Origin of the sequence: Nannocystis punicea (assembly GCF_026965555.1) — a bacterium.
Taxonomy (GTDB): Bacteria; Myxococcota_A; Polyangia; order Nannocystales; family Nannocystaceae; genus Nannocystis; species Nannocystis punicea.
In genome coordinates this window covers 1,506,677-1,529,457 of record NZ_CP114040.1, presented here as the reverse complement: position 1 = coordinate 1,529,457, position 22,781 = coordinate 1,506,677, and the positions used below count along the sequence as shown (strand labels likewise).

General features: G+C 69.9%; 18 protein-coding genes. 8 read left to right on the top strand and 10 right to left on the bottom strand.

What is annotated here, in order from left to right; genetic code table 11:
* Positions 1-28: 28 nt before the first annotated feature.
* Positions 29-1,591 carry a hypothetical protein gene (locus O0S08_RS05900; RefSeq protein ID WP_269038023.1) on the bottom strand — a complete coding sequence of 521 codons (1,563 nt, stop codon included), beginning with the start codon at positions 1,589-1,591 and terminating at the stop codon, positions 29-31.
* Between the two features lie 579 nt (positions 1,592-2,170).
* Between O0S08_RS05900 and O0S08_RS05895 the strand changes: the two genes are divergently transcribed.
* Positions 2,171-5,188 (top strand): FG-GAP repeat domain-containing protein, encoded by a 3,018-nt coding sequence (locus O0S08_RS05895; protein WP_269038022.1) that lies wholly within the window; start codon positions 2,171-2,173, stop codon positions 5,186-5,188.
* 3 nt (positions 5,189-5,191) lie between these two features.
* On the opposite strand, the gene O0S08_RS05890 is transcribed toward O0S08_RS05895, so the two are convergent.
* Both O0S08_RS05890 and O0S08_RS05885 read right to left on the bottom strand, forming a co-directional pair.
* A complete protein-coding gene (locus tag O0S08_RS05890; RefSeq protein WP_269038021.1) occupies positions 5,192-6,844 on the bottom strand; it encodes a DUF4419 domain-containing protein in 1,653 nt (550 codons plus the stop codon).
* Positions 6,845-7,086: 242 nt separating this feature from the next.
* Complete coding sequence (locus O0S08_RS05885) at positions 7,087-7,998, bottom strand: alpha/beta hydrolase (RefSeq protein ID WP_269038020.1); 912 nt, start codon at positions 7,996-7,998, stop codon at positions 7,087-7,089.
* 199 nt (positions 7,999-8,197) lie between these two features.
* On the opposite strand from O0S08_RS05885, the gene O0S08_RS05880 reads away from it, so the two are divergent.
* Both O0S08_RS05880 and O0S08_RS05875 read left to right on the top strand, forming a co-directional pair.
* Positions 8,198-8,842: a TetR/AcrR family transcriptional regulator gene (locus O0S08_RS05880; protein ID WP_269038019.1), complete on the top strand. Its 645-nt coding sequence runs from the start codon at positions 8,198-8,200 to the stop codon at positions 8,840-8,842.
* A gap of 151 nt (positions 8,843-8,993) precedes the next feature.
* Entirely contained in the window at positions 8,994-10,331 is a 1,338-nt protein-coding gene (locus O0S08_RS05875; RefSeq protein ID WP_269038018.1) for a cytochrome P450, read from the top strand.
* On the opposite strand, the gene O0S08_RS05870 is transcribed toward O0S08_RS05875, so the two are convergent.
* From O0S08_RS05870 to O0S08_RS05840, 7 genes are all read right to left on the bottom strand, one after another.
* Entirely contained in the window at positions 10,318-10,743 is a 426-nt protein-coding gene (locus O0S08_RS05870; protein ID WP_269038017.1) for a hypothetical protein, read from the bottom strand. The two genes, O0S08_RS05875 and O0S08_RS05870, sit on opposite strands and share 14 nt — an antisense overlap.
* Positions 10,744-11,000: 257 nt before the next feature.
* Positions 11,001-11,558: a hypothetical protein gene (locus tag O0S08_RS05865; RefSeq protein WP_269038016.1), complete on the bottom strand. Its 558-nt coding sequence runs from the start codon at positions 11,556-11,558 to the stop codon at positions 11,001-11,003.
* 56 nt (positions 11,559-11,614) lie between these two features.
* The gene (locus O0S08_RS05860; protein WP_269038015.1) at positions 11,615-12,457 is read right to left on the bottom strand and encodes a hypothetical protein; all 843 of its coding nucleotides are present in this window, start codon (positions 12,455-12,457) and stop codon (positions 11,615-11,617) included.
* 110 nt (positions 12,458-12,567) lie between these two features.
* Positions 12,568-13,467 (bottom strand): DUF8467 domain-containing protein, encoded by a 900-nt coding sequence (locus O0S08_RS05855; RefSeq protein WP_269038014.1) that lies wholly within the window; start codon positions 13,465-13,467, stop codon positions 12,568-12,570.
* A 110-nt stretch (positions 13,468-13,577) separates the two neighbouring features.
* On the bottom strand, positions 13,578-14,453 hold the full coding sequence (locus O0S08_RS05850) for a M23 family metallopeptidase (RefSeq protein WP_269038013.1): 876 nt from the start codon (positions 14,451-14,453) through the stop codon (positions 13,578-13,580).
* Between the two features lie 310 nt (positions 14,454-14,763).
* A complete protein-coding gene (locus O0S08_RS05845) occupies positions 14,764-15,672 on the bottom strand; it encodes a serine/threonine-protein kinase (protein ID WP_269038012.1) in 909 nt (302 codons plus the stop codon).
* A 1-nt stretch (position 15,673) separates the two neighbouring features.
* Positions 15,674-16,561: an FHA domain-containing protein gene (locus O0S08_RS05840; protein ID WP_269038011.1), complete on the bottom strand. Its 888-nt coding sequence runs from the start codon at positions 16,559-16,561 to the stop codon at positions 15,674-15,676.
* Positions 16,562-16,920: 359 nt separating this feature from the next.
* Between O0S08_RS05840 and O0S08_RS05835 the strand changes: the two genes are divergently transcribed.
* The 5 genes from O0S08_RS05835 to O0S08_RS05815 all read left to right on the top strand — a co-directional run bounded on the left by O0S08_RS05835 (position 16,921) and on the right by O0S08_RS05815 (position 22,767).
* On the top strand, positions 16,921-17,910 hold the full coding sequence (locus O0S08_RS05835) for a GH25 family lysozyme (RefSeq protein WP_269038010.1): 990 nt from the start codon (positions 16,921-16,923) through the stop codon (positions 17,908-17,910).
* An 81-nt stretch (positions 17,911-17,991) separates the two neighbouring features.
* Positions 17,992-18,609, top strand: a complete 618-nt coding sequence (locus tag O0S08_RS05830; protein WP_269038009.1) for a hypothetical protein — start codon at positions 17,992-17,994, stop codon at positions 18,607-18,609.
* Positions 18,610-18,636: 27 nt separating this feature from the next.
* Entirely contained in the window at positions 18,637-19,254 is a 618-nt protein-coding gene (locus tag O0S08_RS05825) for a hypothetical protein (protein ID WP_269038008.1), read from the top strand.
* Between the two features lie 52 nt (positions 19,255-19,306).
* The gene (locus O0S08_RS05820; protein WP_269038007.1) at positions 19,307-22,159 is read left to right on the top strand and encodes a hypothetical protein; all 2,853 of its coding nucleotides are present in this window, start codon (positions 19,307-19,309) and stop codon (positions 22,157-22,159) included.
* Entirely contained in the window at positions 22,159-22,767 is a 609-nt protein-coding gene (locus O0S08_RS05815; protein ID WP_269038006.1) for a phage tail protein, read from the top strand. Before O0S08_RS05820 ends, O0S08_RS05815 begins: the two co-directional genes overlap by 1 nt.
* Positions 22,768-22,781 lie beyond the last annotated feature (14 nt).

Sequence of the window (22,781 nt, the reverse complement as noted above, 5' to 3'; positions counted from 1 at the left end):
ATGTCCTTTGTGAGCTGCGCCGCCGCGGCTATTTGCGCTTCGTCTGCTTCGCCTTCTTGCCGGACGGTCGATCCGCGGCCGGCTCGGCGCGCAGCGTGATTTCACTGAAAAATGTGACGCGGCCGTGCAGCAGCGTGAAGTCGCCGGGGGCGCTGGTGGCGAGCGGGAGGTCCTTCTCCTTGCCGGTGAGCACGAACTTGGCGGTGCCGCGCGCGGGCAGCTCGACGACGCGCACGCCGCCGATCGGCTCCACCTCCACGCGCTCGGCCACGCCGCCGACGACGCTGAGCCACTCCATCTCGAAGAACCGCGGAGCAAAAGTCTCCGCGGCCTTGCCCCGGTTGGTGACCGTGAGCTCGAGGCCGCAGGCGGACGCCTCGGTTGGGCGAGCGCCTTTACGGAGCGCGGCCAGCCGTTCGCCGCACACGTGCGCGGTGGCCTGGATCGCCAGCTTCTCGGCTCTGGCCGCGGCGCCCGGGGGCGTGGCCTGCTCGCGCAGCGCGGTGAGCCAGGCGACCAGATGCTGGCGCCACGCCTGCTCGACCTCGGTCGTCTGCTGCAGGAGCGCGCCGACCTCGGGGTCGGTCCAGCCCATCCACACTGCGGCCTCGCCGATGGCCTCGCGCGCTCGCTCGAGCGGCGGCGGCCCGAAGCTCCGGGGGCGGATCGCTCTCACCCCGGACAGCTCCTCGCCGGCGCGGGTGAGCGCGTCGGCGACGAGCGAGCGCGCGACCTCGCGGGCGACCACGTGGCAGATCAGCGTCTCCTCGCCCGCCCCGCCCTGGAACGGCGAGGCGCCGGTGTACTTGGCCTTGACGAACGAGTCGCTCGACGCCCGGCCGCGCTCGTTGTTCGCTTGCACGGCCACGGCGAGCTCGTCGCCCGGGGCCAGGCGCACGCCGGACAGCAAGAAAGTCGCCGGCTCGCTCCTGAACCCGGGGCCGTCCTTGCAGCGCCCTGCGAGCCGCACCCGGCTCCAGCCGCCCTGCGCGAGCCGGGCCTCGCACGCGATCACTGCCGACTCGACCGCGCCCGGCTGCCACGGTCCGCCCATCCGTTGCATGTCGACGACGACCGCCGCTTCCGCCGCCTGATACCAGCCCGGGGCGCCGGGGGGCGGCGAGAACCGCGAGCATTCGGGCCAGCGGCGCACGCACTCGAAGGAGTCGACGCTGCACTCTTCGTGGCTCCCGCAGCGCTGCGAGGCGACGCAGTCCTCGTCCTTCGCGGCCACGCAGAAGCCGTCGTACATCGAGCACTTGCCGTACGTCGCGCAGACCTGGGCGGCGCGGCAGTCGGCCTCGTCGACGGCCCCGCACTCGAGGCTGTTGTCGGCGCCGAGGAAGCTGCGGACGATCAGCGCCCCGCAGTTGCCCTTCTCGCGGCAGTCCGGAGCGGCCCGACACTCGCGGTCGAGCGCGACGAAGTGCGGGCTCCGGCAATAACCACGCAGGCAGGTCTCGGGGGCGTCGCAGTCGCCGTCCTCGTCGCAAGGGTCGGCCGGTTCGAGGCTGCAGCCGCGGCTGCAACCGGCGAGCGCGAACAAGGCGACCACGAGCGCGGTGCGGTACGCGAGAGCGGGGTGAGGCATGCCGGCGAGGAGGATACACATTCCGGCCGCTCGAGGCCCGCGGCGGCGCATCGCCTCGGCGGCGCGAACCTGCGCCCGCCGAGCTCGCCCGCGCCGACGTCGACCTGCGTGGCCGCGCTGCGACAGTGCGGGTCTCGCCTTCCTGCCGCCCCCGAGAGTCGACGCGCGTCGCCTCGCACGGCCGTCGATCGCTCGACCTCGACGCTCTTCCGGACGGGCGGCGCATCGCCTGCCGGCAGAAATGCTCCATATGTCTTTCAGGACATGTCTTGCTCGCACCGATGATTCACCTGTGAAGATTTCGCCGGTTCCTCCAGCCTCGTCGGACCGGTCATGAACTTCGTGGATCGGCGCCAGCCGGCCGCGCAGGGCCCGCGGAGGGCCGCGGGACGTGGTTTGCGGCGTCGCGGCGGGGGTTGCTTGCGCGGGGAGAGGCCGGCGTGCACCTTCAGCGGGCTCATGGCGCCTCGCATGGTTCGGCCGCTCCGCTCGCGCTCGTTTTCGCCCCATGCGGCGAGCATTGCGCTGGCCCTGGCGGCGGGTTGTGGCGACGATGGTGATTGTTGGCCGCTCGCGGCGTTGTGCACGGACGAGCGCTGGCTCGACCTCGCCACCCGGGTCGCGGACGCGGCGGCGGTCGACCTCGACGGTGACGGTGAGGACGAGATGGTCGCGCTGACCGGCGACACCTCGCGGCAAGTCGTCGTCGGCGGCCGCACCGGCTGGCGCTCGGCGATGCTCTTCGCCGAGGTCCCGCTGGCCGTCGCGCCGCTGGACGGCGAGTTCGCGGTGCTCTTCGACGGTGTGCCGCTGGCGGCGATCTTCGGCGTCGACGGCGACGGGCGGCTCGAGCGAAGGCGGGACATTCCGCTGCCGGACGTGTCGCTGGCGCTCGTCAGCGGCGATCTCGACGGCGACGGGCGGCGCGAGCTGATCGCCGGGTTGCACAAGCTCGGGGAGGTCGCGGTGATCGATCCGCGGACCGGCGCGGTGCGGACCTATCCCGCGGGCAAGGGTCCCAGCAGGCTCGCTCTCGGGGACGTCGACGGCGATTCGCACCTCGACGTCGTCGGCGCGAGGGACGGGGCGCTGCAGGTGCTGCGCGGCGCGGGGGACGGCGCGCTGATGCCTGCGAGCACGAGCACGGCCCGGACCTTCATGCTGTCCGTGGCGCTCGCCGATCACGACGGCGACGGCGACCTCGACGCGCTCACGCGCGGGCTCTCGGAGAGCGTCGAGCTGCACCGCAACGACGGCACGGGCCGGCTCTCGAGCCCGACGTCGCTGCCGTTCAACAGGATCTGGCTGAGCGGCCAGGGGCTGGCGGCGGCGCCGGTCGCCACCGGCGGCCTGGCCGGGGTCAGCGTGCCGGGGGGCGAGGTGCTCACCACGTGGTACGGCAAGGGAGCGGCGTGGCTCGGTCGCACCGAGGATCCGCTGCACCGGGTCTCGACCTGGGTCGGCGGCGGCACGGACAGCGGAATGCTCGTCGGCGGCGAGGGGTTCGTGACGCGGTACGCGTACGCCCGTGGCATGGCGCCGCTCCAGATCGGCAGCGCCGGGGGCATCACGGGCGACTATGGCGAATCGGCGCTGGTGACCGGCGATCTCGACGGCGATCATCTGCTCGACGTGGTCGCCTCGGGGTCGGGGCAGGTCCGCGTCTACCGCGGTCGCGCCGAGCCCGGGCTGCAGGCGCTCGCCGCCTGGTCACAATCGTCGGCGTTGTCGCTGGCGATCGCCGAGCTGACCGGCGACGGCTTGCCGGACGTCCTCGTCGCCGGCGAGCAATCGCTGTCCGTCGCGCTGGGCAGCGAGGGCGGGCCGCAGCCGCCCGGCTCGCCGGTGCCGACGAACGTGACCTCGCGCGCGTTGACGCCGCTGCGCACGGGGCCGGACACGCCCGCAGTCGTGGTCGCAGTGCCCGCCAATCATCACACCTTCCCGCCGGAGCTCGCCCCGGCGGCAGTGCTGCGATTCGCCGCCGACGGCAGCCTCCTCGAGGAGCGCGTCCTCGGCGAGGGGCTCGCCGCCGCCATGGTAATCGCGGTCGATTTCGACGGGGACGGCGTCGACGAGCCGCTGATCCTGGGGACGCGCGACGAGGCGCCCGTGCTGGTCCACGCGAGCCCCGACGGCGAGGGCTACAGCCTCGGCGTCGAGCACGACCTGACGACATTGTCGGGCGTATCCGCCGAGGACATCCGCCTGCATCGCCTGGCCGCGGGGGACATCGACGACGACGGCGCGCCCGAGGTCCTGCTCATGACGAATGGCGGCGCGATCGTGGTGTCGGGGATGCTCGACGACGCGCCCGTCGCTCTCCTGTCGCCCGACATCGGCGGCCCTTCCCACCTGCACGACATCGACGGCGACGGCCGGCTCGACGCAGTGCAGCTCGGCAGCTTCAACTTCTACTACCAGCGCGGCCTCGGCGCCAAGCGCTTCGAGACCGAGGGGTCCTTCGCCCGTCTCGCCGACGGCATGGTGCTCGCGCTGGCGTCCCGGCCGGACGCGCAATTCGACCTGGTGTCGCTCGGGGAGGAAGGGGTGCAGATCCATCTGTTCCGCGACGTGGTGCGGCCGGTCGAGGCCGAGGACCCATTCAACTTCCACGGCGACGTGGCCGAGCTCGCGGCCGCCGACATCGATCAGGACGGGTACGACGACCTCGTGACAGTGTGCCGCCGGGAGGGCGGCGGCCTGTCGGTCTTGTGGGGCAGCGAGGACGCGGCGCTGACCCGCGCCGACGGCGTCAACGGCGACAACCCCAACGGCGGGATCGCGATCGGCGACCTCGACGGCGACGGCGCCCCCGAGCTGATCTCGGCGGTCAACGGTTATGCCATCGAGCTCCACCGCCTGGGCCCTGCAGGCGGGCAATCCCTGCTCCTGGATCTGCTCGGCTCGCTCGAGAAGGTCGAGGATCTCGCCATCGACGACGTCGATCACGACGGCCTGCCCGACGTCCTGGCGCTCGCCTACATCCTCCCGCCCTGGGACCAGCTGACCCTGTACGTCGCGTATGGCACCGAGCCGCTGAGCTTCGGCCCGTGGACGCAGGCGGCGGCGGTGGTCGGGCTCGAGCGGGGCGCGCTCGAGGTCGGCGACGTCGACGGCGACGGCGCGTTCGAGCTGCTGATCCGCCCGCCCTCGCAGCGCCCGGCGCTGCTGATCCGCCCCGACGGGCCCCGCACGTGGGCCGAGCCCGAGACGATACCGGGGACCACCGCGCTGTTCAGCCCGCGCGGCGCCGACGGGCGGGTCGAGCTCCTCTCGCACGAGGGCACCACGGTCTACCGCCACGTCGACGGCGACCCACAGCAGCGCGTCGCCCTCGTGCAGCACGAGTCGCTGGTCGAGGGCGCGCTGCGACAGGTCGGCGACGCCGACGCCGACGGCCGCTACGACCTCGTGACCACCGAGGATGCCGGCACCTTCGTGTGGCTGCTCGGCGACGACCGGCCGGCCAAGGTCCGCGTCAGCGAGCACAAGCTCGCCGCGGTCCAGTTCCCCGACATCGACGGCGACGGCCGACCCGACATCGTCGGCGTCGGCAATTACAACCTGCTGTTCGTCCGCACCACGCGCCGCTAGCTGTCACGAAGGACCTGTCTCGTCCGACATGTCCTTCTCGACCTTCTCGGCCTCGCTCGCCGCGCCCCGAAGTCGCGCCCAGAACATGTCACGCGACTCGAGCATATACTCGGGCAGCACCTCCATCATCCGCTTCGTCGAAGGCAGCTCCGTGGAGCCGCCGGAATCGAGGGCGGCCGCGAGGACCGCCGCGAGCGTCCCGTCGATCACCTCGACCTCGTCGAGCGATTGACGAGAGCGGCAGTTCTGGGCGGGGTACGACAGCTGTTCGGGCGGGCCGGGCTCGAGGGCATCGATTCGCCCGCGGAGCAAGCATTCACCCGCGCCGAAGCTCGTGTGCGCGACGAAGGTGCCGTCGGGCAGGTCGAGGAATCGCAACGCGTCGATCGTCCGGTCGTGAGGCGACGAGAACTCGATCTGCTGGTGCTCTGCGATCGGGCGGATCCGCCACGGACGGGTCGCGGCGAACAGGGTCGCCTCGCCGATCTCCCGATAGAGGCCGATGAAGTCGGCAGGGCCTTGAACGCGACCTTCGAGGTCGCGGTCGAGCGGGGGCGCGGGCGTCGACGCGTGCTCGGCCCGAATGCGCTCGACGACCATGGCGATCGACGGGGCGGAGCGTAAAAACCACCCGCAGACCGGAGCCAGCCGGCCCTCGCTGTCCTGCGCGACCGCGAGTACGCCGCCGTGCAGCGCGAGGTCGCGGCGCTCGTCGTGGACGCGATCGACCACCTGGACGCGCGCGACGCACGGCCCCGTGGAGACCGAGCGCGAGGTGATACCGGGCCCCCAGAACCAGGAACCGTCGTCGGGACCCAGGTCGCGGGGCTCGTCGATCGGCAGGCCGAGCAGCGGATTGACGTACGACTCGGTCCCTGCGGAGCGAAGATAGGGGTAGAGGCGAGCGATCCAGCCGGTGATCAGCTCGCTGCCGTACGAGTCGCGGGGCTTGTAGATCCGCCGCCAGAAGGTGATGTCCGGATCACCGGACGCGGCGCGCACGAACTCGTCGGTGATCAGCGCCAGCGAACGCGTCCAGAACTCGAGGTCGAGCTCCGCGAGCACGTCGATCCGCTGCCGGATCCGCCGCCAGTCGTCGGGCGTACCGAGCAGGGTGATCTCGGGGATCCCGCACACGCAATAGATATAGAAATCGAAGTAGGCGCTGTAGACATCCATCAGCGCGATCTGGCTGGCGACGAGCTCGACCTCGGTGCTGGTCGAGAAGTCGCACTCGAGCAGGCGCGCACGGCCCTCCCCGAGCTCGTCGGCGAGGCGGCCGCGGAAGGCCGCGACGACGCTCGCCCATGCGGCGGGGTCGGCCGGCATCGGGCCGTCGACGTCGATGCTGAGCTGCTTCTTGCCGGCGTGACGGACGAGCCGCGGGCGCAGGACCTCCGCGCTCCGCCGGACATGCTGCGCGACCCCCTGCGCGATCGTCAGCCACACCGCGTCGGGCGACAGGACGAGCGGGCGATGCTCGGCGAACGCGACGTGCACCGCGCCGAGCAGCGGATGCGTCGATCCATGGTCGATCACCGCGAGCCCGGGATCTCCGCCGAGCGCGAGCGCCTCCCCGAGCGCCTCGGCGAGCGTGCGAGTGGGGCGCCGGTCGGACGCGCGGTCGACATCGTCGAGGCGAAACGTAACGGCCATGAGCAGGTCCTCGGCCGAGTGTTTCAGACGCGGGAGAGACGCGTCAAGCGCCGTCGCCGAGCGCATCGGTGCGGTGACGGCTCGAAACGTCGTCCGCGCGGCCGCCCTCCGCCGTCGACGCCGGTTCTTCACGAGTCCTTCGATCGAGCGCTCCGCCGATTTCGCCGGCGCTCACACGAGCGCCCGAGGTCCTGCGTCGACTCGCCTGCGCCGATTCGTGATCCAGCGATTCGCGCTCGAGCTCACGCGAGTGCGCGACGCAGCGCCGCGATCTGGCCGGCGAGGAACTGCTTCGAGACGTTGGCGCGGCCGATCCTGTCGAAGGCGTGGAAAACCCCCGGCACGACCTCGAGCTCGACCGGGACCCCGGCGGCCGTGAGCCGTCGCGCGTACTCGACGTCCTCGTCGTGGAACAGGTCGAGCGTGCCCACGCCGATCCACGTCGGCGGCGATCCGGCGAGCGCCTCGGCGCGCGCGGGTGCGGCGTAGACCGGCACCTCCGCCCCGCCCGGCTCGCGCCCGAGGTACGAAGTCCAGCCGAAGCGGTTGCTGTCCGCGGTCCAGAGGCGGTGATGCTTGCCGTCGATGGTCCGGCCGACAGTGCGGTCGTCGAGCATCGGATACACCAGCATCTGAAACGCGACGGGCACCTGCTGGCGGTCGCGCGCCAGCAGCGTGAGCCCGGCCGCCAGCCCGCCGCCGGCGCTCGCACCCGCGACGACGATCCGGTCGGGCCGCACCTGCAGCGCGTCGGCGCTGGCGTGCAGCCACGCGAGCGCCGCGTACAGGTCGTCCATCGCCGCGGGGAACGGGTGCTCGGGCGCCAGGCGGTACGTCGGCGCGACCACGGTCATCCCCAGCTCGCGCGCGAAGGTCGTCGCCAGCTCGTCGTCCTGCGCCGGCGAGCCGATGATGAAGCCGCCGCCGTGGATCCACAGCATCGCCGGTGTCGGCCGCGTGGCGCCCTCGGGCACGAACACGCGGACCTTCCCGCCGCCCGGGATCGTCCGCAGCGACGCGCTCACCCCTGGCGAGCTGCGCGGCGGCGACGGCTCGGGCGTGAGTCGACGGGCGAGCTTCACCAGCCGGCGACCGACGGCGAAGCGGGGCAAGAAGCGCGCGAGGAGGGCCAGGTCGGGGTGGAATGCGCTCATGGCAGTTGCGACGCGGGTGCTGGCGACGCGCGGGCCGGCGACGCGGGCCTGCGCGCGCACATGGATGGCTGCGAGGGGCCTCTTCGGCGGACCGCAACTTTCCGTTGCCATCAACCTGTCACGCGCTCGGCTCGACCGCAACAAAAATTTGCGATATACCCACGCCGACCGAGAGCGCCCGTGGGCGCGCCGGAGGGCGATGAACGCGAAGGTCGCGAAGGTCCAGCGGAGGCGGAAGACGAAGGCGCGGGCGCTCGTGCGGGGCGAGCCGGTGGTCCGCAGCGTCCTCGCCGCGACGCTGACCGAGGTCGCGCGCGCGGGCTACCACGGGCTGCGGATCGACGACGTCGCCGCGCGGGCGGGCGTCAACAAGACGACGGTGTACCGGCGCTGGCCGACCAAGCAGGAGCTGGTGCGCGACGCGTTGCTGTCGATCGCCACCGAGACTTTCTCGACCCCGGACACCGGCTCGCTGCGGACCGACCTGCTGGCGTACGCGCGCCGCAACGCCGAGCTGGCGACCAAGCCCGAGCACCAGGGGGTGTTCCGGATCTTCGTCGCCGAGGGCGACGACGCCGAGCTGATGGCGATCGTCGGCTCGCTGCGCCAGGCCTTCGAGTCGGTGCCGCGCGAGGTCCTCGCGGCCGCCCAGGCGCGCGGCGAGATCGCCCCGGGCGTCGATCCTTCGCTGCTGTTCGCGGTCCTCGGCGCGGCCCTCAACTGGTGGCTGCTGTTCGAGCGCGCGCCGGTCGACGAGGTGTTCCTGCAGCGCACGATCGACCTGCTGCTCGACGGCGCGCTGGCCCCCGGTCGGCGCGACAGGCCCGCTCGCCCGGCCAGCTGACGAACCCTTCTGCTGCTCGCTCTTCCGCTTCGGTCCCACACTCAGGAGCCACTGCCATGAATCGTCGTGATGCCTCGAAGGTCCGCGCCCGCGCGGTGCACTCTCTCCCCGCGCCCGTCCACGGCGCGCCGGCCGGCGAGGGGGCCTGAGCATGCAGATCGCCGGCCCCGGCTTCTTGCAGTTCCTCCACGGCGTGCGCACGCGCGGCTTCCTCGACTATGCCGGGGAGCTGTGGCGCAAGCACGGCGACGTCTTCCAGGTCAAGCTCGGCCCGAAGCGGCTGATCTTCGCCATGCACCCCGACGCGGTCGAGCACGTCAACGTGTCGCACCGGCAGAACTACGACAAGCGCGCCAGCTACGACGCGGTCCGCAAGTTCTTGCTCGGCGACGGCCTCGTCGTCAGCACCGGCGAGCTGTGGCGGCGCCAGCGGAAGCTGATGGCGCCGTTCTTCACGCCGAAGGGCGTGCAGGCCTACGCCGATCTGATGATCCGCGACGGCGCGCGGCTCGTCGAGCGCTGGGAGGCGCTCGCGGGCGACGGCGCCGAGGTCGAGATCGCCGAGGAGATGACCCTCGTCACCGCCTCGATCATCCTCAAGGCGATGTTCAGCTCGGAGACGATGGAGTCGATCCATCAGATGAAGGACGCGGTGTCGACGATGATCACCTTCGTCGACACGCAGATGATGGGCCTGCGGCTGCCGGTATGGGTCCCGACGGCCAGGAACCGCAGGTACCTGGCGGCGAGCGGGCTGGTCAATCGCTCGATCTCCGGCCTCATCGCCCAGCGGCGCGCCACCGACCAATCGTCGTGGCCCGACGACCTGCTGTCGCGCCTGATGAAGACGCGGGACGACGAGACCGGCCAGGCGATGTCCGAGAGCCTGCTGCGCGACGAGTCGATCACGACCTTCTTCGCCGGCCACGAGACCACCGCGCGGACCATGACCTTCGCCTGGTACGCGCTGGCGGCCCACCCCCAGGTGGCCGAGCGGCTGCACGCGGAGCTCGATCGCGTGCTCGCCGGGCGCCTGCCGACCGCCGAAGACCTGCGCCAGCTGCCGTACACCCTGCAGGTCGTCAAGGAGGTGCTGCGGCTCTACCCGGCGGCCCCGTTCTACGTGCGCGACGCAGTGAACGCCGACACGATCGGCGGCTTCGAGGTGCCCCCGGGCGCGGCGGTGATGCTGTCGCCGTACTACACGCACCGGCACCCGCAGTTCTGGGACGCCCCCGAGGTCTTCGATCCCGATCGCTGGACCCGCGAGCGCGAGAACGGCCGCCACGGCCACGCCTACCACCCGTTCGCCGCCGGTCCGCGGATCTGCATCGGCAACAACTTCTCGCTGCTCGAGAGCCACCTGCTGCTGGCGATCCTCGCGCAACGCTTCACGCCTCGCCTGCGCACGGGCTTCAAGCCGCGGTGGGTCATGCAAGGGACGCTCGGCTTCGCCGAGGGGCTGCCGATGACGATCACCGCGCGCTGACGAGTGCGCCCCGCGGTCGGTCGCAGCCGATCGCTGGCTCGATTCCGTCGCCATCTTCAGCCGCGGGGACGGCGGCGCCGCCCCGCGCGAAGAATAGCGGGTCGGAGCTCGTGGGCTTGTCCAGGGCATCATACCAGGAGTCCGCGATCGTCTGATTCGCGGGGAAGACCCAGCCCGAGAGCATGCTGTACACATTCGCACGGGCAATGGAGCTACCCCTGGCGACCGTAATGACGCCGCCATCCTGGAGAGCGCGCACCTGCCCGCACAGGTCCCAGTTCAGGCCCACGAGCTCGAGCACCTGGGCGCCGAAGAAAAAGTAGGCCTCCTTGACGCCGTCGATCATCGCGCCGGCGAACACCGTTCTCGTTGCATAAAATGTGATGACCGGCCGGTAATTGTCGTCGAGCATGGAAAACGGGCCCCATGAAGCTCGTTGGTACCTGCTGCCAGCGGCACTTCGTTGGACCACGGCCGCCAGCGCCCGGGCGCTCGGGGCGGCGCAAGAGGCCTTCACGGAGGGGTGCTCGTTCATGCGCCTTAAGGTGTCACTGATCCCGAGCGCTGGATGGTGAGTCCGGCCACGCCAGTGTCGCGCGGAATCGGCTTTGCCCTTCGGTTCGCTTTCGGTCGAGTGCTGCCGATGACGCTCCTCGCGCGCTCGTCGCCTCAGGAGTTGTTCAAAGAACGGGCCGGCGGAACGGCCGTGAGGGCGGAGGGGGCTTGATCGACGAGCAGTGATTCGGCGTCCGGCGTCGGCTCGAGCACATGTTCGCGGTCGCGGGCCCCGATGCCCCCCAGGGCGTTGTTCATGACATGACAAACCCCGGCGGCCATGGAGGTCACGATCGCCGCGGCGACGCCGAGCGGGGTGAGGCGCCGCTTCAGCGAGGCGGCGGGTACCAGATCGCGAAAGCGCTCGGTGCCGTCGGCTGCGCGGTCGATACGCACACAAACGCCTCGCTCGCGGCGCGAACGGATGAACGCGCGGGCCTCGGCCTCGCTCATCATCGAGAGGTTGTGGACGTCCCGCTGGCAGATCGCGCAGTGCTGGAGCTCGGGCGGTCCGCTCAAAATCTCGGGGGTCGCGGTGCAGGGATGGTCGATCTCGATCGGCACGCGGCCGGTGCTGCAAGCCATGCGCCAGGCCGAAGCGCCCTGCGATGCAGGGTCGTCGATACGCGGGCTGTCAATCTGGCATTTTCTCGCCCTGCCGAGGACGATCACGACGCGCCGAGATGGCGAGCGCCACTCGGTAGATCCACGTTGCAACGTCGGCGGCCCTACGGCGGCAGGCAGAGGGCGACATTCACGAGCTCGTGCTCCTGGCATTCGGAGCCCGGCAGCGCGTCGCATGCGCCGGGGACGCCGAGCTCGCAATACGGCACGCATTCGAACGAGGGGGCGAACGCGCAGGTGAATCCCGGCAGGCAATCATCGTGGCTCTCGCAGGGGCTTTTCAGCCCCCCGGCGTTCGGGTCGAGCGCGGCGCACCCGAGCAACCACTCCGGTCCCGGGAGGATCGCGCAGGTCATCCCGCGCGGGCAGTCGTCGGCGAGCGGCTCACAGTTCTTGATGCACACGCTCACGACCCCGCCGATCCGCAGGGGCGTCTCGCTCTCGTCCGGGCATTCGATGCCGTCGCCGAGCTCGCAGATCCGCATGCACGTGCCGAACACGTTGTCCTCGTCGACATACGCGCAGAACAGCCCCGGGCCGCACTCGTCGCGTCCGCCGCAGACGCCGTCGAATCGCCGGCAGCGCGCGCCGAGCCCGACCGGCGCCTCGAACAGCGGCACGCACACGAACGGCTCGTCGAGGCAGAGGTCTTCGCCGAGGCCGTCGAACCTCGGGGCACACTTGAACCCGGCCGCGCAGTTTTGGGCGTAGAAATCGCAGGACTCGCCCTCTCCGCCCGTCGACGTGACGCTCGAGCCGGTGCTCGCGGCCTCCGTCGTCGCATGCTCCGTCGTCGTCGCCGGCGGTGGCGAGCCCGTCGTGTCGGAGTCGCCGGCCGGCTGCTCCGCCGTGGTGTCGGAGCCGGTGGTCGTCTCCCCGCTCGCGCCGTCACCCGGCGCCTGTCTCGGGCCGCAGGCGGTCAGCCACGCGGCAGCACCCACAAGCACGCGCCAGCTCGTCCGCTCCCTCGCAAGCATCGTCACCGGCATCGTCGCACGACGCGCCCCGAGGTGAACAAGCTCCAGCTCCGAGAGCGTGTCGTGGGAGCTCGATGCTGTCACAGGCGCCACGCCTTCCTGAGCCCGTCGAGAACACGGTCCCGGCTGGCGAGCGTCAGCTTCTTGATCTCGCGTGGCTCCCAGGGCTCGGCGTGTCTCCCGAGGGTGTTCTCGTTGAACACGCAGGCCACCTCGTCGCCGACCTTCGGCGCCGGCCTCGTGCACGAGAAGGGGCCCTCGAACTCCGCGAAAGGAGCGTCCTGCTCCAGCGCGATCCGGAAGATCTGCTTTTGCAGCGTCACCGACACCACCTCACCGACGTGGACCACGCGCCCGACGCCGAGGAGATTCCTCGGCGCCCGGTAGCGCGCCAGCACGTCGGCCTCTTCGGAAGGATCGAAGTAGTGCAGTGAATACTCGGGGGGCCCGTCGTGCTTGAGTTTCCAGCCCTGCAGCGACAGCTCGACGGCGCGGGGGCCGACCCAGACAGTCCGCTCCCGGCTCCCGACATCGGGCTTGAAGTCCGACGCGTACACGAGAGAATTCTCGAAGCTCGCCTTGATCCACCGGCCGAGCGCGTTGAACCACGTGGTCATCGCGCGCGCAGTCTTCGGGTTCGTCGCTGGCGCCCCTTTCCAGCCCGTGGCGAGCGCAATCCGGCCCACCGCGATCGAGGTGTCTCGGACCGGAGAGCGCAGGAACTGGATGAGCGACTCGTCCGAGCCCAGGTAGTAGTCGCCGCACGCAGCGACGTGCTCGACCCGCGGTCGAGGGAGAATGGCCGCGTCCCACAGCATGCAATTCAGGCTCTGGATCCCCCGGACCTCGCGCGTGTGGGGGATCTCGGGGGTCGGGCTCCTCACGTCGGTGATCAGCGAGACGGTCGATCGCTCGAACACGAAGCTCAGGAAGGCGGCTTCATCCTCGGGCGCCATGAGCGTGATGAGCTGCGAACGCACGCCCGCCACTTTGCCACGGCCAGGGCCGGGAGCGACGAGCTCGAATCGCGTCCACGTGGTGAGCTATTGCACCCGTCGCCCCTTCCGCGCGCTCGCTCGCCGCGGCCGGTTCATGGGCAGTTCGCGCTCGTGTGGCTCTGTCGAAAATACTCGCCCGGGTACGGCGCGAGGAGCTGGCCGTTGAGCCAGATGTCCTTGCCCTCGCCGTTGCGCAGCTCCTCGAAGTGCATGTGCGGCCCGCTGCTGGCGCCGGTCGAGCCGACCACGCCGATCTGCTGGCCTTGCTGGACGTAGGTGCCATCCTCGACGGAGTACGCCTGCAGGTGGAAATAATAGGTCTGCCACCCGCCCCAGTGGTCGATGACGATGTAATTGCCGGCCCCGCCCTCTTGATAATGGCGGGTGGCGACGCCGGCGAGCGCGGCGATGGCCGGCGCGCCGTCGGTGTTGCCGGCGTTGTCGATGAAGTCGAGGGCGCGCCGGACCTCCGCGTCGTGATGCGAGTAGGTCCAGGATTGACCGCACGGGTACGGCGCCTGGAAATTGGGCACCGCGTCGGGGGCGATGCACGTGCCGCCGACGCACAGCTGATCGCCGCAGCAGTCCTCGCCGTTCGGCGTGCCGCAGCTTGCCCCTTCGAGGCCGCAGCAGACCATCCCCAGAGTGGTCGTGCTGCAGGTCAGCCCGGCGTCCGCGCAGCACTCGGAGGCGTCGGCGCAGGGCTCCGTGGCTCCCAGGCACTGCCCAGGCAGATCCGGCATCGCCGACGACGTGGTGGTCACGGACGAGCTGGCCGCGCTCGTCCCGGTGGTGGAGAGGTCGGTGGTGGTGGTCGGTTCGGCCTCGGAGGTGCCGCTCGTCGGCCCCGTCGTGCTGGGCTCCGCGCCGCTGGTCCCGGGAGCCGGGCCGGAGGCCGGCGAGGTGCTGCTGGCAGTGATCGTCGCGCCGTCCGGCTCCGCGAAGTCCTGACACGAGACGGCGAGCACGCCTGCAACAAGAACACGAACACGGATCGTCCTGATCATCGTACCCTCCACGATCGCCAGGCCGGGCGCGTCGCGTCAACCTGCGCCTTCGCCGCGGCGAGATCGATATCGCGGGAATCATCGTTATGTGGGCAGACGGTGATTGCAGCGGGAGACGGTGCCCCAGCGTTCTCGACATTCGGAGCCATGACCCGCGAGGAGGCCCCGGTCGATTCGACAGCACCGCACGTCCAGAACGAGGCCGGTGCTCGGCGCCCTCACTGGCAGCTGGCATTCGGCCGTCCGCGAGCGAGAGCGGCCCCCACAGGATTCAGGGGTGCCGCTCCAGCCAGCTCCGTAATCCGAGCGCCAACCGTTCGGCGTCGGGTCGGAGCGCCGACTCGCGGGCCATCGCCTGCTCACAGAGCGCGCAGAGCTCCCCGGCGGCGCGGTGCGTCTGCGTGGCCAGGGCGACCGGCAGGGGAGCCTCCCGCGCAAGCCGCTCCAGCGCCTCGGATGGCGTACCACCATAGGGTCGGCGCCCGGTGAGGATTTCGTAGAGCATGCAACCGAGCGAATAGATGTCCTCGCACGGGTCGGCGCTCCGAGCCGCATGAAGGCGCTCGGGCGAAATATAGCCAGGGGTCCCCGTGAGCCCGCGTTCGGCCTCCGCGAGGTCGACACCCATCCGCGTCGCCAGCCCCCAGTCCAGGACCAGCACCCCGCCGTGGTGATCGATCATGATGTTCTGCGGCTTGAGATCGCGGTGGACGACGCCGTGCCGGTGAGTGAAGGCCACGATGTGGCACACGGCGTGTAGGACGCGGATGAGGGGCTGAAGACGGACCCTGCGGTCCTCGGCCCGCTCGTGCGCGACGATGAGTTCGCCCAACGTTCGTCCGCGCACCTCGTCCAGGGTGAACCAGGGCCGGCCGTCGCTCAGCCAGCCTTGCTCGTGCACGGCGACGATCCCCGGATGCTGCAATTCGGCGGAAATACTGGCTTCGATGAGGAAGCGGCGGCAAGCCTCCTCGTCGAGGAGGGGCGACCAGCGCAAGATCTTCATCGCCAGGGTGCGCTCGAGCCGGCGATCCCAGACCCGGCGAATCTCGCCCATGCCGCCCGCGCCTATCAGGCCGTGGTCGAAGTAGCGCTCGGTGAGCAACGGCGGCGCGTCAGCGCCGGCCGGCGCCCGCCACGGGAGTGTCGGCGCGTGGGTGAGCATGGTATCGCCGCGCACGTCAGCTTCTCTCGATGCTCAGCGCGCTCTGCCCGATGCGCAGCAAACCGGTGCCCCGTCGCCGCTCGACGACGTGCTGGGCCTGACGAAAGCCGCGCTCCGCGAATTGCTTGCGAATGCGGAAGATCATGAGATTGAGCGCCGTCTCCTCGACACGCAACAGGCGCTGCAGCTCCGTGACCAGCATCCACCCATGGTTATGGACGTCCGTCGGGGCGCGAGCCCGATCGGCGAGGCGACGACGCGCGAGCGTCAGTAGCAGGTAATTGTGGGCGCGAGCTTCCATCGGGAACGCGACGCCCTGATACACGGCCGTCAACGCCACGTGCTCCTCGTCGGGGCTGACGCGAAAGCTCAGGTGCAGCTCGCAGACGCTGGCAGAGGCCGCCGACTGCGGAGGCGTCCGCGAATCGAGATCCGGCAGATCGAGGTCCCAGTACTGCCCTCCCGCCAGGACGCCCCGCTCGTCGGCCACCGCCCGGAGCCCCTGCGCGCTCTCCAGGCACCAGGTGCCGGTCTCGTCACGAAACAGCAATATCTCCGACAGCGCCGGCGTGGGGAGCGAGAGTACGCCCCCTATCTCCGTACGAGCCGGGCCGCCGTCGCATGGGAAAGCCCGAGCCGGCGGCGCGGCATCTGACACCATTCGCCAGCGCAGGTCTGCGCGGCCGAAGGCCAGGAATGCGCCAACTGCCACGGGACGGTGATCACCCGCAGGGATACGCCGTTCGTCGAGCCAGGTGCCGTTGCGGCTCCCGAGATCGCGGAGCTCCCACCCGCCCCCGCTCCACTTCAGGGCAGCGTGGAGGCTGGATACCTCCGGCTGCTCCAGGCGCAGATGACAGCCGGCGCCGCGGCCGATAACATGCAGTGTTCGTAGATCCACCATCGACGATCCATCCTCACGCGCGATTTGTCCCATAGGAATGTACCCCCGCTCAGCTCGGCCACCCCGCCGCGAAATACACCGAAATATACATCGACCACGGATCGCCATACAATCCGGATGTCTCGCGCAATCACGCGCGAGGAGCACGACATCGAGCATAAGCCTGGGCTCGCTATCACGAACATCATGTGAGCACGATCCCCGGATGATGATACTTATGGTGCGCCGCGCGCCGATCGGCACGAGCGCACCGGCCGACGACGCGCCCCCGTCGCGGCCGCGGGCGCGTCTGAGCGCTCGCCTGCCCGGCCTCGGAGCGCGCGCGTATCACGTGACATGAACTGAATGAGGTGGTTCGAATGGACGCGCAAGAATTCAACGAGCTTGAGATTTATCGTCATCGCCTTGACCTCGCCCAGGTCGCCCACCTCCTCGAGCTCGGGGTGCGGGAAGTACAGCGGGCGTGCGGCCTGGCCGTCGACGGCAAGGCGGACCCCGCGACGCTGAGCAAGATCCCGTGCGCCCTGAACCCCGGCGAGGTGGCGCCGAGCGACAGCGCCGCGTTCGTCTACAACCAGCAGATGCTCGCCAGCGGCGCCGTCTCCCCGGATCGACAGTCGTTCCTGATCGAGGCGGGCGCGCAGGCGGTGCAGCACGCGAGCGGCCTGCTCGTCGACGGCAAGGCGGGGCCGAACACCCGTGAGGCGCTCGACGCCCTCAGCCGCGACCAGCCGCGCGTCCAGGGCATCGATGTCTCGTTCTATCAAGGCAAGATCGACTGGCCGAGGGTCGCCACCGCGAACGCCTTCGCGTTCATCCGCGCCACCCAGGGCGTCACGAAGACGGACTCTCAGTTCTCGGCCAACTGGGCCGGGGCGCGGGCGGCCGGGGTCCTCCGCGGCCCCTACCACTTCCTCGAGGCCGGCGCCAACCCGGTCCAACAGGCCGAGCACTTCGCGGGCGTGCTCGCGGAAGCCGGGGGGCTCGGAAACGGCGACCTCCCGCCGACCCTCGACGTCGAGCCACGCGAACGCGAGCACCCGACCCTGCAGAACGTGCTCACCTGCCTCGAAGTGCTGGAGAAGCGCCTCGGCTGCGTCCCCATCGTCTACATTCAGGACTGGTACTACGAGCTGGTGCTCAAGGGCGCCGCGGAGCTCCACCGCTACCCGCTCTGGATCGCCGGGCGATTCAACACCTACACCGGATGGGCCCCTTCGTTCTGGCAGTACGGGAAGAAGGCAATGTCCGGGATCAGGTCGGAGGTCGACGCAGATCGCTTCCTCGGTGACATCCAGGAGCTCCGGCGCCTCACTGTCGATCTCGGCGGCGCCCACGGCGTCGGATGAGCGCCCGGGCCTGGCCGACCTCGCCCGCCGGCGTCGTCCGCGACCGCAAACTCGTCCATTCGGCGTTCAGGAGCTGCTACGATGAATATTCGACTGAAGGTCATCAATCGGTCCGACGACGAGCACAGGCCGAACATCGTCCTGTTCCAAAAGAACGTCCTGGCCGACCTCGAGGAGCTGACGCTGGCGTGGAAGGTCATCCGCAATTGCGGCCGAGATTGCTACCACCCCTTCGTCTACCCGACCGACTTCGAGGTCGCCATCGGCGACTCCCATGGCAACTATTCGCCCCGCGCGCCGGTCGCCAATGGCCAGGCGCTGGTGGTGAGACCCACGCCCTCGGGGCGGCGGCTGGATCGGGACCCGAACGCGGCGCATTCGGCGGAGATCGAGGTCGCCAACGCGCTGCCGCGCGGCTCGGTCGACGTCAACATCTACAAGGCAGGCCTGCTGGTGTCCCGCAAGACCGCGGTCGCCCCGGGACAGAAGGCGGTCTTTCGCTTTCAACCCACCTTGTGGATCGGCGTGGCCTCGCAGGTCGTTCAATCCGCCGCCCTCGAGTCGGCCGTCCTCGAGCGCATCAACACCCGCCTGTCCCTGGTCGGGATCGGCAGCGCCGACATCGTGATGACCGGCGGAGGCCCGGGTCCAGACGCCCGGCCGCACGCGTTCACACTCGAAAACATACAACCGTACTGAGTAGCGATTCGAAGAGAGGGAAGAATCATGGACATCAAGCTGAACTTCATCAACAACTCGAACGACGCCAACAACTCCCAGATCGTCATCTTCCAGAAGAACGTGGCGACGACCTTCGACGAGCTGGCGGTGGCGTGGCGCGTCATTCAGTACTGCGGGCAGGGTGACAACCACCCCTTCACCTTTCCCATGCAGATGGCCGTGTCCGCCAGCGACAGCTACGGCAACTTCACCCCCCAGTTACCCGCGCAGAATGGCCAGCTGTTCAACATGACCCTCACGACCTCCGGCGATCGGCTGGCGCTGGCCGGCTCGGGCACGAGCTCCAGCGAGGTCCAGGTGCTCAACGCGCTGCCGCGCGGGTCGATCAACGCCAACATCTACAAGGGGGGCGCTCTGCTCGCGACCAAGACCTCGATCTCGCCCCAGCAGAAGGCGGTCTTCCAGTTCAAGCCCACCATCTGGATCGGCGTGGCGTCCCAGGTGGTCCAGGGCCAGGTGATGAACTCCGCGATCGTCTCGAGCGTGAACACCGAGCTGTCGCTGCTCGGCATCGCCAGCGCCGACATCGTCATGACCGGCGGCGGCCCGGGGCGCGACTCCTCGCCGTTCACCTTCCGGCTCGAGAACGTGGTCATGGGCTGATTCACGGCCGCCTGCTCCGTCGGGGAGCGGGCGACGACACATCGGGTCGCATATGAACGAGATGGTAAAAAGAGTCTGGACAGGCCTCGACGGGCGGTTGGTCTTCGATTTTACCATCAGCCGCGATCCGAGCGATGGTCTCCCTTCGACCGCCAGGGTCTCATGCGCCCAGACGCCGTGGGACGAGCGCCTCGTCACCATCCCCGAGGCCCGGGTCGAGCGGATCGACCTCGGATTCCGCTCGGGCTGCCGCGTGCGAGGCACCCTCGAGCAGCGCGCCCATATCCATATCGACGGGGTCGAAAACACCGGCATTTTCGCCGATATCTACTTCGGCCTGGACTACGAACAACACTTCGAGGGCCTGATGGTGGCGTGCCCGAGCCGCAAAGGACCTGCGCCCTGGATCCCGCCCCCGCCCACCCCCGGATCCGAGGCCCCGACCGCGGCCGGCAGCCCGCTGCCGGTCATCTCGGCTCAGCCCAATTCCCTGTTCACCTACGTCTACGTCCGCCGCTGGCCCCGGGTGCCCGAGGACGACCAGAGGTACGGCTTCATCGAGTATTTCGCCAGCAGCCCGCCATCGAGCAGCTTCTATGAGGACCTCGGCGCGGCCCGCGAGCAAGGGCGCGCCGCGGCCGAGGATCTCGCGGTGAAATTCATCGACGGAGATTCACCGTACGAGGGCCAATTCATCGGCGACGTGCGCGACCTCGCGGGCCCGATCGGTGATTTTGCCGCGCTGGCAGGTCGCGTTCAGCGGTCCCCGGACGTCTCGATGGAGCGGCTCCTCGAGGAGATCGAGGCGCTGCTCGAGCGGCACGGCGAGCCGGCGATCTACTTCAGCGGCGCGGACTACCGGGCGAAGCTCGACCGGATCTGGCAGAGCTACTTCGCGCTGGTCGTGACGCTCGGCTACGACTGGGCCCTGCTCAACGATCTCGCCCAATCGCTCTGGCTCGGTCACATCATCGGTCTCGTCATGACCACGACCCGGGAGTCGACGGTCCCCGAGCTCGAGCCGAGCCAGCTCGCCGAGCTCCTCGACGCCAGGGTGCTGCTCCCCGTGAGCATCTTCCCGCTCCCGCCCGCGACGACCCGGCCCGGCGCCCCGGCGCCCGCGGTCGCGGCGGGTTGGATCGAGCCCTACGCGATCGGTGACCTGCAGATGGTTCGCCACCGGCTGCTCCGCTATATGCCCGGGGAGATCGCACGAATCGAGAACGTCATGCGCGGCGAACGCAGGGAGTCCTCCAGACGCCACATGACGCGACGAGTCGACGTCCAGAAGAATCAGGGTAGCGAGGAACAATTCCTGCAGAACGACGACTCGGACGAGCGCAGCAGCTTGCTCGAGGAGACCCGTAGATTGGTGGCGGAGAAGTCGGTCGCGGACAACTACTCGAACTTCAACACCAGCTACGGTCCGCCGACGCTGGCCACCCTCAATGGGAGCAAGAATCGAACGACCACCCAGGGGCCCAACCCCGGCGTCGACGACGTCACCCGTTTCGCCCGCGAGACCCTCAACAAGTCCGTCAACCGGATTCGCCGCAAGATCGAGGTGGCGAGGACGACCAGCACCACGGACCAGGTCGAGGACGTCGTCACGAGCGTCATCGACAACACCGGCGGCGAGATGAACATGTGCGCCGTGTTCCGCTGGCTCAACAAGGTCTACCAGGCGTCCGTCATCAACTATGGGAATCGGCTCATGATGGAGTTCATGATCTCGCGGCCGGCGGCCCGCCATATCGCGCAGGCGGCGGCCCTGACCGGACACGCCCTCGCCCGCCCGGTCCCGCCCGCGGCGCTCGGCATACTCTCGTTCAAGGATATCGACCCCGACAATTACGCGCAGACGGGGGCCGTCTATGGTGTGACGGAGCTCGAGCCGCCGCCGCTGGCCCACAAGTACGTGACCGCGACGCTGCGCGCGGGCGAGGTGCAACAGATCGCCGTGCCTACCGGGTATTGTGCGACGAACGCCTTCGTCGACTGCGTGTCGACGCCCGCCGGCCTCCCGCCGCCGGTGGTGCTGGTCGGCCGCCAGGCATTCAACGCGGGCAGCGCCAGCGCCGCGTTGCGCCCCTACGGCGAGGACTCGACGATCCCCGTGTCGGTGATGGGCCTCGAGGCCGGCCTGTCGCCGCCCTCGGAGGCGCAGGTGCTCGTCAACGTCGAGGTCGAATGCGAGCCCACGATCCGTACCACGGACGAGTGGCGCATCGGCGTCTATCGGTCGTTGCTCAAGGCGCATCAACAGCGGCTCGCGGAGTACTACGCCGAGCTCGGCGCCGGCGGGCAGACCCCGTCCGCCCGCTCGTCCCTGGCCAACCGGCAGATCGAGCGGGGCGAACTCATGCAAGCTTGTACGCACCTGCTGCTCGAGCGCATGGCCCGGTTGACCGGGGCCTGCGACCCCGGCGCCGTGAGCTCGCCGCCGTCGCCGTCCATCGTCGATGAGCCCCGCTATCTCCAGTTCCTCGACGAGGCGCTCGAATGGAGCGAGATGGCCTACAGCTTCCATGTCAGCCCCCGCGCGAGGCTCCTGCAGGACCCCGCGGGCGCCGAGACTGCGGAGCGCAACGACGATCCTCTGTTCACCAGCTTCCTGCAGGCCGAGCGAGCGCGGGTGCTGCTGCCGGTCCGGCCCGCTCACGTGACGTCGTTCCTGTACGCGTTCTCGTCCGGCGGGCTGTGGGGCGGCATGGAGCGGCTGGTCCCGGTGCTGGCGGGGGACCTCGCGCTGGTCAACGACCTCGAGCGCACCGTGCACGCCGAGCGATCGGAGCGCGAGGTCGGGCGGTCCTGGGAGATCGTGGTCCCGACGTCGATGCAGATCCTCGACGAATCCCTCGTCGCGGGCCCGAACGTGCCTGTCTCGACCCCGGAGGACGCGTGATGCATTTCGCGGGCGAGCGTCCGCTGGGGTTCGGGTCGACCCCCTTCGGTGAGGTACCGGTCGGCGCGCTCGTGGCCTTCGCCGGCGCCCTCGCGCCGACGGACGGCGATCACGTCACCCGCCCGCTCGAGGGCTGGGGCTGGATGCTGTGCGACGGACGCTCGCTGAGCGTCGCGCAATATCCGGAGCTGTTCTCGGTGCTCGGCTATGTGTATGGCGGCAGTGCGGGGAGCTTTCGCATCCCCGACTATCGCGGCTATTTCTTGCGCGGCGTCGATGCCGGGGCCGGCGTCGACAGGGACGCCGCCACGCGCACAGACCCGGCCGGCGGCGCGGCCCGCAACAGCGGCGTCGGTTCGATCCAGCCGTTCGCGACCCAGACGCACGAGCACACCTATCTGGCCGCCAGGACCACCGCCGCCCCGGCCAACAGCGGCTCCGCAGCGGGTGCGCCGGTCGGCGAGTCCCAGCTCACGAGCGGCGGCCCGGTCACCGGGAACGCCGCGCCGAGCCCCGTCCACGTGAGCCAGTACGAGACCCGGCCGTCGAACATCTACGTGAACTACATCATCAAGTTCACCTCGGGCCTGCGCGCCAGGCCCTGGTGATGTCATCCCTCTCG